Source organism: Streptomyces sp. W16 (genome assembly GCF_033194735.1).
Lineage (GTDB): Bacteria > Actinomycetota > Actinomycetes > Streptomycetales > Streptomycetaceae > Streptomyces.
On sequence record NZ_JAWOAI010000022.1, the window covers coordinates 1 to 12,726 of the forward strand.

Genomic DNA, 12,726 nt, shown 5'->3' on the forward strand with positions numbered 1-12,726 from the left:
GGGGTGCCGGTGGGGCGGGGCTGGTCGGTGCGGCGCTGCGTGCCGTCCAGGGCTTCGGGCGGCGCGCCCGTGGGGGCCGGGCCGCCGCCTCCCCCCGCCTCGTAGCCGGAGTAGACGCCGGTCGCGTTGCAGTGCCAGATGTCCACGGCCGCGTTGCGGAGCGGTCTGCAGGTGTCCGCGTCGATCACCTTGAGGTCGAGGGTGAGCGGGATGCCCTCCTGGTCCTCGGTCACGTCACGGCGGATCTTGTCGGCGTCGATGTAGTACGGGCCCTCGACCAGCTCCGAGGTGAGCGTGTAGCACGCCTCCCCCGAGGCGGTCGCCTTCGGCGGATACGGATGCGGAGCGTTCTCCTGCGCCGAGGCGTTCACCGACAGCGCTCCGGCGACGCCCACCGCCGTCACCGCCACGCCCCCGGCCACCAGGACCGTACGGCGCGCCAACTGTCCCTTGTCCTCGGGGACTTCAGAATCCATGGGGGGTACTCGGGAATCCGTCATGCCGGGGACGCTAGGGGCGCCCGACATGACATGAACATGAGAATGCGCTGTGAATCCTGTGGGCAAGCGAAAGGGCTCGAAACCGATGCCGGTTTCGAGCCCCTCACACAGGAGAACCTGCGGCCCTACTACTTGGGCTGCGGCTTCCGCACCGACAGGTGCAGCTCCCGCAGTCGCGTCTCGTCCAGCTCCGTCGGCGCGCCCATCATCAGGTCCTGGGCGTTGCCGTTGAGCGGGAAGGCGATCGTCTCGCGGATGTTCGGCTCCTCCGCGAGCAGCATGACGATGCGGTCGACGCCGGGGGCGATCCCGCCGTGCGGCGGGGCGCCGAAGCGGAACGCGCGCAGCATGCCGGCGAACTGCTCCTCGACGGTCTCACGGTCGTAGCCCGCGATCTCGAAGGCCTTGAGCATGATGTCGGGCTCGTGGTTCCGGATCGCGCCGGAGGACAGCTCCACGCCGTTGCAGACGATGTCGTACTGCCAGCCCAGGATGTCCAGCGGGTCCTGGGTCTCCAGGGCCTCCAGACCGCCCTGCGGCATCGAGAAGGGGTTGTGCGAGAAGTCGATCTTCCCGGTCTCCTCGTCCTTCTCGTACATCGGGAAGTCGACGATCCAGCAGAAGCGGAAGACGCCTTCCTCGAAGTGACCCGCACGCTTCGCGGCCTCGACCCGCACCGCGCCCATGATCTTCGAGACCTCTTCGAACTCGCCCGCGCCGAAGAACACCGCGTGGCCGGCGGCCAGCGACAGGCGCTTCGTGAGCTCCGCGACGTTCTCCTCCGTCAGGAACTTCGCGATCGGGCCCGTCAGCGAGCCGTCCTCGGTCACGCGGACCCAGGCCAGGCCCTTCGCGCCGAGGGTGACCGCGAAGTCGCCGAGCTGGTCGAAGAACTTGCGGGACTGCGCCGCCACGTCCGGCACCGCCAGCGCGCGCACGTGCTTGCCGGCGAACGCCTTGAACTCCGAGCCCTCGAACACGTCCGTGATGTCGGTGAGTTCGAGCTTGGCGCGCAGGTCCGGCTTGTCGGAGCCGTACTTCACCATCGACTCGCGGAACGGGATGCGGGGGAACGGGGAGGTGACCGGCTGGCCGCCGCCGAACTCCTCGAACAGCTCCGTCATCAGCTTCTCGATCGGCTGGAAGACGTCTTCCTGCTCCACGAAGCTCATCTCGACGTCAAGCTGGTAGAACTCGCCCGGCGAGCGGTCCGCGCGGGCGTCCTCGTCGCGGAAGCAGGGCGCGATCTGGAAGTAGCGGTCGAAGCCGGAGATCATCAGCAGCTGCTTGAACTGCTGCGGCGCCTGCGGAAGGGCGTAGAACTTGCCCGGGTTCAGACGGGACGGGACCACGAAGTCGCGCGCGCCCTCGGGGGAGGTCGCGGACAGGATCGGGGTGGCCATCTCGTTGAAGCCGAGGGCGACCATCTTCGAGCGGATCGAGGCGATCACCGAGGACCGCAGCATGATGTTGCGGTGCATGCGCTCGCGGCGCAGGTCCAGGAAGCGGTACTCCAGGCGCCGCTCCTCGTTGACCCCGTCCTCGGTGTTGATCGTGAAGGGGAGCGGGGCGGCGGCGCCGAGCAGCTCGACCTCGCCGACCTCGACCTCGACCTCGCCGGTCGGCAGGTCCGGGTTCACGTTGTCCGTGCCCCGGGAGACGACCTTGCCGTCGACGCGGACAGTCGACTCCTTGGTGACCTTGTCGAGGGCCTCGTACGCGGGCGTGCCGGGGCGGGCGACGAGCTGCGTGATGCCGTAGTGATCGCGCAGATCGATGAAGAGGATGCCGCCCAGGTCGCGCCGATTGTGCAGCCAGCCACTCAGCCGGACGTCGGTGCCGACGTCAGAGGCGCGGAGCTCGCCGCAGGTGTGGGACCTGTACCGATGCATCGTCGTTCATCCAGCCTTCGCGGATCGGGGAGTGTTTCACGTGAAACGTCCGGGGCCGGAGCCCGGACGTCCCAAGGGTACCGGCCACCCATACATCGCCTCCCCACCATTAACTCCGGGCTCCCTCGGTGGCAGGGTTCGATCTTCTCTTCTTAGAGTGGGGCAATGCGCACTGGTGAGCCCCTGCCCGCCGTGGGGGAGGTACTCGCCGCCCTCGCGACCGGTCTGTGGCATTGGGACACCGCCACGGAGCTGGTCACGGTGGACGCCGAGGCCGCACGGCTGCTCGGGCTGCCCGCCGAGCCGACCACCCTCACGGAGGCCCAGACCCGGGCCCGACTCCACCCCGTCGACTGGAACGAGATCGCCGGGGTCGTCGGGCTGGCCGTCGCCGAGGACACCCTCGCCGAGGTGCGCATCCGGATCATGGACGAGCGGGGCCGGGTGATCCGCACCGTCCGCAGCCGTTCCAAGCCGTCCTACGACCCCGAGACCCGGTCCTTCGAGCTGATCGGCACCCTCCAGGAGGTCACCGAACCCACGCCGGGAACTCCCGCCGGGCGGACGGCGGTCACCGGTGACTGGCGGCGCTCCCGCGAGGCCTTCCTGCTGGACGCGGGCCGGGCGCTGGCGGAGGCGCGGTCCACGGCGGAGGTGCTGCGGGTCGCGGCGGGCCTGTCGATGCCGGGCTTCTCACCGGACGGCCTCGCCGTGTTCGGGGTGTCGGGCGACCGGCTCACGATCATCGGGCACCACGGGCATCAGCCCGGCGACGAGGACCCGTTCTCGCACATGTCGATGGTGACCGACTACCCGGCCGCCGAGGTCGTCCGGACCGGCCGTGCCGTCTATCTGTCCACCCCCGAGCAGTACAAGTCCCGCTACCCGGTCACCTGGCCGCTCGCCCAGCACTTCCACCGGCAGTCCTGGGCGTTCCTGCCGCTGACCGTGGCGGGCCGGACCATGGGCGCCTGGATGGCCGCCTTCACCTACCCGGTCGCCTTCACGCCGGACGAGCGGTCCGTCCTCACCACGGTCGCCCGGATGCTCGCCCAGGCCCTGTCCCGGGCCGGTGTCGCCGAGTCCGAGCGCGAGCTGACCGACGGGCTCCAGCGCTCCATGCTGCCCACGCTGGGCCCGGAGATCCCGGGCATGAGCGTCGCCGCCCGCTACATCCCGACCGGCGGCGGACTCCAGGTCGGCGGCGACTGGTACGACATGATCCCGCTGCCTGGGGGCACCCCCTCTGGGGGAGGCCGGATCGCGCTCGTCATCGGCGACGTACAGGGTCACGACGTGCGGGCGGCCGGGCTGATGGGGCAGCTCCGGATCGCGCTGCGCGCCTACGCCTCCGAGGGGCACCGCCCCGACGCGGTGCTCTCGCGCGCCTCCCGCTTCCTGCACGGCATCACCAACGGCGACGCCGAGATGACCGACCCGCGCTTCGCGACCTGCCTGTACGTCGAGGCCGACCCGGACACCGGCGTCCTGGAGATCGCCCGCGCCGGCCATCCCGACCCGGCGATACGCATGGCGGACGGGACGGTGCTGATGCGGCCCACAGCCGGCGGACTGCCGCTCGGTATCGACCCGGACGCCGACTATCCGACGACCACGCTCGCCCTGGAACCCGGCGAGACCATGCTGATCTGCACCGACGGACTGATCGAGACCGGCGGCCACGACCTGGAGACCGGCTGGCAGCGCATCCGGACCATCCTGGAGGAGCACAAGGGCGACCTGGAGGAACTGGCCGACGCGCTCGTCCAGGCCGTCCACGGGCCCTCCTCGCACCACACCACCGGCCCGCTCGCCGACCGCCGCGAGGACGACATCGCCGTACTCCTGCTGTCCCGGGAGGGCGAGAGCTGCGGCTGCGGCGACACGGTGACCGACCCGCCGAAGATCCGCCGTACGGTGCTCACGGTCGCGCAGGCCGAACCCGAGCGGATCGCGGTGGCCCGGCAGCAGCTGCGCGAACTCCTCCACGACTGGACCGGCGCCGACCAGGTCGACTCCGCGGTCCTGCTCGTCTCCGAGATGCTCACCAACGTCCTCGTGCACACCGACGCCGACGCCCTGCTGACCGCCGAGGTGGCCGGTGAGGCCGGTGAGCGGCGGATGCGGGTCGCGGTCACGGACGCCGGCGACGACCTCCCGCACAAGCGGCACCCCGGTGAACTGGCGTCCTCCGGGCGCGGGTTGCTCCTCATCGAGCTGCTCGCCGAGACCTGGGGCGTGGACCCGAGGGGCGAGGGCAAGAGCATCTGGTTCGAGCTCTACGAGTCCGACGGCGACGGTTCCGCGGCGGGGTCCGTCGTGCCGTAGCGCTCCCGCAGTTCGTGGACGACGCCGAAGACGGCGGCGGTCAGCGGCACCGCGAGCAGCATGCCGAGGATGCCTGCCACCGAGGCTCCGGCGGTGATCGCGATCATCACCACCGCCGGATGCATCTGCACGGTCCGGCTCTGGATCATCGGCTGGAGGACGTGCCCTTCCAGCACCTGCACGGCGAGGACGACCCCGAGGGCCCACAGCGCGATGACGACACCCCGGTCGGCGAGCGCGACCAGCACGGCGACCGCGCCGGAGAGGAAGGCGCCGAGGTAGGGGATGTACGCGCCGACGAAGACGAGCGCGGCGAGGCCCACCGCGCCGGGCACGTCCAGGACGAGCAGCCCGACGCCGATGCAGAGGGCGTCGATGAGGGCGATGACGGTGGTCCCGCGCATGAAGCCCTCGACGCCCTCGAAGGCACGGCGGGCCATGGCCTCGACGAGGTCGGCGGTGCCGTGCGGGGCGAGCGAGCGCAGCAGTCCGGTGGCGAGGTGGGAGTCGCGCAGGAAGAAGAAGACGAGCAGCAGCGCCAGTACGGCCATGGCGATGGCCTCGCCGACGACGCTGACCCCGCTGATCACGTTGGAGGCGGCCGTCCCGCCGAACTTGGTGAGCAGTTCCCTGGCGTTGGAGGCGAGGTCGTCCAGCGAAGTCCCGGCGGCCCCGAAGTGGTCGGAGACGGAGTTCGCCGCGTCCTTGAGCGAGGACACGATCTGGTCCCCGGTGTCGATCAGCGCGGCCACGACGATGTAGACGGCGCCGCCGACCGCGGCGACGACGGCGACGCAGGTGATGCCGGCGGCCACGGACCGGTTGACCCCGGCCTGCACCAGCCGCCGGTACAGCGGGCCGAGCAGCGCGGTGCCGAGCAGCGCGAGCAGCACGGGCGTCACGGCGGTCCTGAACTCGACACAGAGCCGGATCCCGACGTAGACGACCCCCGAGACGAGCAGGATGACGGCGCACCAGGCGGCGAGGCGTCGTACGGGACCGGGAAGCACGTGATCGGGAGGGTGCTGCACGGTCCCAGCCGATCACGCATCGGGCGGGCCGTCCTGGCAGGACGGCCCGCCCGGGTGACGGGACAAGTGCCCCTAGGGACTCAGCAGGTGGGGCCCACCGCGTCGATCCTCGTGCCGAAGTTGGTGTCGTAGGCCTGGGCGTAGTCGCCGGAGACGACCGGCCGCTTCTCCTGCGGGCTCCAGTCGATGAAGCACGCGTTGGCGTTGGCCTTGAAGGAGTACACGTGGTCGTGCAGGTTGGACGGCATGTCGCGGTACCCGGAGGCGGGGCTCCACCGCCAGGGGGTGCCCGAGTAGTTCCTGTCGTGCCAGAAGCAGATCTCCCCGGCCCCGCAGGTCTCGTCCGCGCGTTGCAGCGCGGCGCTCGCGGCATGTTCGGTGGAGGCGGAGGGGGTACGGGCCTGGGTGGGGCCTGCCGCGCCCGTGAGGGCGAGACAGGTGGCTGCCATGGCGACGGCCAGACTCATGCGGATACGCACGGGTGACTTCCTTGCGGTCGATGTCCACTTTCAGCCGGTCTCTTTCCGTACGCGGCACCTTCATGCCCCGGCCGGGTCCGGCTCACCCGGACGGAGGACCCGGACCGACCGCCCACCTAAATGCCCGAAGCCCCGTCCGGACAGGGACGGGGCTTCGGGCATTTCCGTTCTACGAAGGTTTCACGACGGCTTACAGACCGCCCTCGCCCATCCCGTGGACGGCGGGAATCGTCCCCAGCCGGCCCTTCTGGAAGTCCTCGAAGGCCTGCTGAAGCTCCTCGCGGGTGTTCATGACGAACGGGCCGTAGTGGGCCATCGGCTCGCGGATCGGCCGGCCGCCGAGGATCGCGACCTCCAGGTCCGGAGTGTTCCCGTCCTGCTGCTCGTCCGCGCGGACGGTCAGGGACGAACCCGCGCCGAAGACCGCGGTCTGGCCCATGTGGATCGCGCGCCGCTCGGCGCCGACCGAGCCCTTGCCCGCCAGGATGTACGCGACACCGTTGAAGTCCTCACGCCAGGGCAGGGTGACTTCCGCACCCGGCGCCACCGTCGCGTGGATCATCGTGATCGGGGTGTGGGTGATGCCGGGGCCCTGGTGGCCGTCCAGCTCACCGGCGATGACCCGCAGGAGCGCGCCGCCGTCCGGGGTCGTCAGCAGCTGCACCTGACCGCCGCGGATGTCCTGGTAGCGCGGGGCCATCATCTTGTCCTTGGCCGGGAGGTTCACCCACAGCTGCAGGCCGTGGAAGAGCCCGCCGGACACGACGAGGGACTCCGGCGGCGCCTCGATGTGCAGCAGGCCCGCGCCCGCCGTCATCCACTGGGTGTCGCCGTTGGTGATGGTGCCGCCGCCGCCGTTGGAGTCCTGGTGGTCGAAGACGCCGTCGATGATGTAGGTGACGGTCTCGAAGCCGCGGTGCGGGTGCCAGGGGGTGCCCTTGGGCTCGCCCGGCGCGTACTCCACCTCGCCCATCTGGTCCATCATGATGAACGGGTCGAGGTGGCGGTAGTTGATCCCGGCGAACGCTCGGCGCACCGGGAAGCCCTCACCCTCGAAACCGCTGGGCGCGGTCGAGACGGCGAGCACGGGACGTGCCACGGCGTCGGCCGGCGCGGCCACGCGGGGCAGGGTCAGCGGGTTCTCTACGGTCACTGCAGGCATGTCGGGACCTCCTTGTGCGTCGAGTTTAGTTGAGCGTTGAACTTTCTGCTACCCCACAACAGAAGAAGCCCGGAGGGCATTCCCTCCGGGCTCCACAGGGGTGGGACGGCTAGCCGCCGTACATCCTCCGCATAGCGAACTCCACCATCTGCTCGACCGCCTTCGCGTCGAACACCATCCGGTGCTCGCCCTCCATGTCGACGACGAAGCCGTAGCCCGTCGGCAGCAGGTCGATGACCTCGGCGCCGGTGATCACGAAGTACTTGGACTCCTTGCCGGCGTAGCGGCGCAGTTCCTTGAGCGAGGTGAACATCGGGATCACCGGCTGCTGGGTGTTGTGCAGCGCGAGGAAGCCCGGGTTGTCGCCGCGCGGACAGTAGACCTTGGAGGTCGCGAAGACCTGCTGGAAGTCCTCGGCGGCCATCTGCCCGGTGGTGAAGGCGCGTACCGCGTCCGCCAGCGAGGGCGGGGACGGCTCGGGGTAGAGCGGTGGCTGCTGGCCGTAGCCGCCCGCGCCACCGGCCATCTGCTGCTGGGGCGGGACGTACCCCTGCTGGGCCCCAACGTTCTGGTCGTAGCCGTACATGCGGCCAAGACTACTGAGTCACACATGGACGGCTTGGGGTTGCGTCTTATTACCGACGGGTAGCATCATCGTAGCTACTGCTTAGTACAAGTCTCGTCGTACATATCTTTCTACGGAGTCGTCGCCATGGGGCACTACAAGTCGAATCTCCGCGACATCGAGTTCAACCTCTTCGAGGTCCTCGGGCGCGACAAGCTGTACGGCACCGGTCCGTTCGCGGAGATGGACACGGACACCGCCAAGAGCGTCCTGGAGGAGCTGACCCGGCTCGCGGAGAACGAGCTCGCGGAGTCCTTCGCCGACGCCGACCGCAACCCGCCGGTCTTCGACCCCGAGACGAACACCGCGCCCGTACCGGCGTCCTTCAAGAAGAGCTACAAGGCCTTCATGGAGTCCGAGTACTGGCGGCTGGGACTGCCCGAGGCGATCGGCGGTACGACGGCTCCGCCCTCCCTGATCTGGTCGTACGCGGAGCTGATCCTCGGCGCGAACCCGGCCGTGTGGATGTACTGCTCCGGGCCGGCCTTCGCCGGGATCCTCTACGACGAGGGCAACGACGTACAGAAGAAGATCGCGCAGCTCGCGGTGGAGCGGACCTGGGGTTCGACCATGGTGCTGACCGAGCCCGACGCGGGTTCCGATGTCGGCGCGGGCCGTACCAAGGCGATCCAGCAGGAGGACGGCTCCTGGCACATCGAGGGCGTCAAGCGCTTCATCACCTCCGGTGAGCACGACATGGAGGAGAACATCCTTCACTACGTGCTCGCGCGGCCCGAGGGCCACGGCCCGGGCACCAAGGGGCTCTCCCTCTTCCTCGTGCCGAAGTTCCTCTTCGACGTCGAGACCGGCGAGCTGGGCGAGCGCAACGGCGTCTACGCCACCAACGTCGAGCACAAGATGGGCCTCAAGGCCTCCAACACCTGCGAGATGACCTTCGGCGACCGCCACCCCGCCAAGGGCTGGCTGATCGGCGACAAGCACGACGGCATCCGCCAGATGTTCCGGATCATCGAGTTCGCCCGCATGATGGTCGGCACGAAGGCCATCTCGACGCTGTCGACCGGCTACCTCAACGCCCTTGAGTACGCCAAGGAGCGCGTCCAGGGCTCCGACCTCGCGGCCTTCGGCGACAAGGCCGCGCCCAAGGTCACCATCACGCACCACCCGGACGTGCGCCGCTCGCTGATGACGCAGAAGGCGTACGCCGAGGGCATGCGCGCCCTCGTGCTGTACACCGCCTCGGTCCAGGACGCGATCGCCGTCAAGGAGGCCGAGGGCTCCGACGCCTCCACCGAGCACGCGCTCAACGACCTGCTCCTGCCGATCGTCAAGGGCTACGGCTCCGAGAAGGGCTACGAGCAGCTCGCCCAGTCGCTGCAGACCTTCGGCGGCTCCGGGTTCCTCCAGGAGTACCCGATCGAGCAGTACATCCGCGACGCCAAGATCGACACCCTGTACGAGGGCACCACCGCGATCCAGGGCCAGGACTTCTTCTTCCGGAAGATCGTCCGCAACCAGGGCGCGGCCCTCAACTCCCTCGCCGAGGACATCAAGAAGTTCCTCGCGCTGGGCACCGGCGGCGAGGACCTGGCCGGTGCACGTGAGCACCTCGCCAAGGCCGCCGTCGAGCTGGAGGCCATCGTCGGCCTGATGCTCACCGACCTCGCGGCCACCGAGCAGGACGTCAAGAACATCTACAAGGTGGGCCTCAACACCACCCGCCTGCTGCTCGCCTCCGGTGACGTCGTCGTCGGCTACCTGCTCCTCAAGGGAGCCGCGGTCGCCGTCGAGAAGCTGGAGACGGCCTCCGCCAAGGACCGCGCCTTCTACACCGGCAAGATCGCGGCTGCGAAGTTCTTCGCGGCCAACGTGCTGCCCGGTCTCACCCTGGCCCGCAAGGTCGCCGAGGGTGTCGAGCTGGACCTGATGGAACTGGACGAAGCCGCCTTCTAGCCAGCCGGAGAACCCGTTCCGGGACAGACCGGAACAGCTTCGCGAAACCCCACATCGCCCCTGCGAGGGCCCGCTCCCAACGCCGGGAGCGGGCCCTCGCACGTCGTTAAGGTGAACCCCATGAGCGAACCCCCCCGCTTCGACCGCGGCCACACCGACGACCTCATGTCCTTCCTCGCGGCGTCCCCCACGCCGTACCACGCCGTGGCGAACACCGCCGAGCGGCTGGAGAAGGCCGGATTCAGGCAGGTCGCCGAGACGGACGCCTGGGAGGGGACGACCGGCGGCAAATACGTGCTCCGCGGTGGCGCGATCGTGGCCTGGTTCGTCCCCGAAGGTGCGGCACCCCACACCCCCTTCCGCATCATCGGCGCGCACACCGACTCCCCGAACCTGCGGGTCAAGCCGCGCCCCGACACCGGCGGTCACGGCTGGCGCCAGGTCGCCGTCGAGATCTACGGCGGACCGCTGCTCAACTCCTGGCTCGACCGCGACCTGGGCATCGCGGGCCGGCTGACCCTGCGGGACGGCTCGACCCGCCTGGTGAACGTGGACCGGCCGCTGCTCAGGGTGCCCCAACTCGCCATCCACCTGGACCGTTCCGTGTCGGCCGACGGGCTCAAGCTGGACAAGCAGCGCCACCTCCAGCCGATCTGGGGCCTGGGCGACGATATCCGCGACGGCGACCTGATCGCCTTCCTGGAGGAGGAGTCGGGGCTCGCGCCGGGCGAGGTCACCGGCTGGGACCTGATGACGCACTCCGTGGAGGCACCCTCCTACCTGGGCCGCGACGAGGAGCTGGTCGCCGGTCCGCGCATGGACAACCTGCTGTCCCTGCAGGCCGGCGCCGCCGCGCTCGCCTCCGCCGCCGCCCGCGAGAACCTGCCGTACATCCCCGTGCTCGCCGGCTTCGACCACGAGGAGAACGGCTCGCAGTCCGACACGGGCGCGGACGGACCGCTGCTCGGCGGGGTGCTGGAGCGTTCGGTGTTCGCGCGCGGCGGGTCGTACGAGGACCGGGCACGGGCCTTCGCGGGCACCGTCTGCCTCTCCTCCGACACCGGGCACGCCGTGCACCCCAACTACGCGGAGCGGCACGACCCGACCCACCACCCGCGCGTCAACGGCGGGCCGATCCTCAAGGTCAACGTCAACAACCGCTACGCCACGGACGGTTCGGGCCGCGCGGTGTTCGCCGCGGCCTGCGAGAAGGCCGGCGTGCCCTTCCAGACCTTCGTCTCCAACAACTCCATGCCCTGCGGCACCACGATCGGCCCGATCACCGCGGCCCGGCACGGCATCAAGACCGTCGACATCGGCGTGGCGATCCTCTCCATGCACAGCGCCCGCGAACTCTGCGGCGACCGCGACCCGTTCCTGCTGGCCAACGCGCTGGCGGCGTTCCTGGAGGGTTAGTCAACTCAACTCCCGCTCGGCACACGGGTGTTGCCGTCCCGGGTACCTGGAGGCGGACTGGGCCGGGACGATGACGCGCGCGGCTACCGCGACTGATTCGGGGCACAGTCCGCACTCGGGCGTAATCGCCCGCACAAGACATCCACAGACAACCGTGAGCAATCCGTGACGCAAGTCGTATTGTGCGGTTGTGTGAACCTCGTGAAGACTCTGTGCAGTTGAGGGTCCAGGGAGAGGCAGCCCCGGACCCGTCTCACGATCTTCACGGGGGAGGCTGCTGCCGTGCCCGAACCACGGCTGGTGGTCCTGATCCCGGCCCACAACGAAGCGGACCGCATCGGCGCCGCGATCGAGGGCCTGTGGCGGCAAACCCGTAAACCGGACCTGATCGTCGTCGTCACCGACAACTGCACCGACGACACGGCCGAAGTCGCCGCCTCGCACGGCGCCGACATCTTCGCGACCCAGGGCAACACGCACAAGAAGGCCGGCGCCCTCAACCAGGCCATCGACTGGGTCCTGCCCCACCTCGACGAGCGCGACCTCCTCCTCGTCCAGGACGCGGACACCGTCCTCAACCCCTGGTTCAGCGAGACCGCGATGGCCACCTTCAACCGCAAGGTCGGCGCCGTCGGCGGAGTCTTCTACGGCGAACAGGGCGGCGGACTCCTCGGCCTGCTCCAGCGCATGGAGTTCCAGCGCTACGCCTGGGAGCTGGACCGCACCGGCGGCAAGGCCCAGGTCCTCACCGGCACCGGCACGATGTTCCGGGCCCGCGTCCTGCGCGAGGTCCAGGGCGCCCGCCGCTCGGGCCTCATCGGCGGCGGCGACGGCTACTACAGCCTCGCCTCGCTCACCGAGGACGACGAGATGACCAAGGCGGTCAAGACCCTCGGCTACCGCGCCATGTCCCCGGCGGGCTGCGCGGTCACCACCGAGGTCATGACCAGCCTCCCCAAACTCTGGCACCAACGCCTGCGCTGGCAGCGCGGCGCCCTGGAGAACCTCCGCGACTACGGCTGGACCAAGGTCACCGCCCGCTACTTCCTCCAGCAGTTCCTGATGGGCTTCGGCGCCCTGTCCTTCCTGATCTACCTGACCTTCATGGCGACCTACACGACGATGTACGGCTGGCCCGGCCTCTCCCCGCTCTGGACCGCCATCGGCCTGATCTTCGTGGTCGAGAAGACCGTCTCCGTCCGCCGCGCCGGACCCCTCGCGGTGCTGGTCGCCGCGCTGATGATCCCCGAGATGCTCTACGACCTCTTCCAGCACGCCGTCTACTTCACCTCACTGTGGGGGCTGGCCCGCCGCAGCGAGGAGAAGTGGGTGGCCACCTAGCCCACCCCTCACGCAACCTCACAACACCCCGCAAGGAG

General features: G+C 69.6%; 10 protein-coding genes. 4 read left to right on the forward strand and 6 right to left on the reverse strand.

Going from position 1 to position 12,726, the window contains the following annotated elements:
• A partial coding sequence (locus R6V09_RS04915) for a dioxygenase family protein (protein WP_442809976.1) occupies positions 1–500 on the reverse strand: 500 nt, incomplete at its 3' end.
• 128 nt (positions 501–628) lie between these two features.
• Positions 629–2,392 (reverse strand): aspartate--tRNA ligase, encoded by a 1,764-nt coding sequence (gene aspS, locus R6V09_RS04920; RefSeq protein WP_317880092.1) that lies wholly within the window; start codon positions 2,390–2,392, stop codon positions 629–631.
• A gap of 165 nt (positions 2,393–2,557) precedes the next feature.
• On the opposite strand from aspS, the gene R6V09_RS04925 reads away from it, so the two are divergent.
• Positions 2,558–4,720: an ATP-binding SpoIIE family protein phosphatase gene (locus R6V09_RS04925; RefSeq protein ID WP_317880093.1), complete on the forward strand. Its 2,163-nt coding sequence runs from the start codon at positions 2,558–2,560 to the stop codon at positions 4,718–4,720.
• Here the strand turns inward: R6V09_RS04925 and R6V09_RS04930 are convergent.
• The 4 genes from R6V09_RS04930 to R6V09_RS04945 form a co-directional block, all read right to left on the reverse strand.
• On the reverse strand, positions 4,672–5,751 hold the full coding sequence (locus tag R6V09_RS04930) for an AI-2E family transporter (protein ID WP_317880094.1): 1,080 nt from the start codon (positions 5,749–5,751) through the stop codon (positions 4,672–4,674). The genes R6V09_RS04925 and R6V09_RS04930 overlap by 49 nt on opposite strands.
• 80 nt (positions 5,752–5,831) lie before the next feature.
• Positions 5,832–6,230 (reverse strand): peptidase inhibitor family I36 protein, encoded by a 399-nt coding sequence (locus R6V09_RS04935; protein ID WP_317880095.1) that lies wholly within the window; start codon positions 6,228–6,230, stop codon positions 5,832–5,834.
• Positions 6,231–6,420: 190 nt separating this feature from the next.
• The gene (locus R6V09_RS04940; RefSeq protein WP_317880096.1) at positions 6,421–7,392 is read right to left on the reverse strand and encodes a pirin family protein; all 972 of its coding nucleotides are present in this window, start codon (positions 7,390–7,392) and stop codon (positions 6,421–6,423) included.
• Between the two features lie 109 nt (positions 7,393–7,501).
• Positions 7,502–7,978 (reverse strand): SseB family protein, encoded by a 477-nt coding sequence (locus R6V09_RS04945; protein ID WP_317880097.1) that lies wholly within the window; start codon positions 7,976–7,978, stop codon positions 7,502–7,504.
• Positions 7,979–8,104: 126 nt separating this feature from the next.
• Between R6V09_RS04945 and R6V09_RS04950 the strand changes: the two genes are divergently transcribed.
• The 3 genes from R6V09_RS04950 to R6V09_RS04960 all read left to right on the forward strand — a co-directional run bounded on the left by R6V09_RS04950 (position 8,105) and on the right by R6V09_RS04960 (position 12,688).
• Complete coding sequence (locus R6V09_RS04950; RefSeq protein ID WP_317880098.1) at positions 8,105–9,931, forward strand: acyl-CoA dehydrogenase; 1,827 nt, start codon at positions 8,105–8,107, stop codon at positions 9,929–9,931.
• A 120-nt stretch (positions 9,932–10,051) separates the two neighbouring features.
• Positions 10,052–11,347, forward strand: coding sequence for a M18 family aminopeptidase (locus R6V09_RS04955; RefSeq protein ID WP_317880099.1), 1,296 nt, complete (start codon positions 10,052–10,054; stop codon positions 11,345–11,347).
• A gap of 282 nt (positions 11,348–11,629) precedes the next feature.
• Complete coding sequence (locus tag R6V09_RS04960; RefSeq protein ID WP_317880100.1) at positions 11,630–12,688, forward strand: glycosyltransferase family 2 protein; 1,059 nt, start codon at positions 11,630–11,632, stop codon at positions 12,686–12,688.
• Positions 12,689–12,726: the final 38 nt, after the last annotated feature.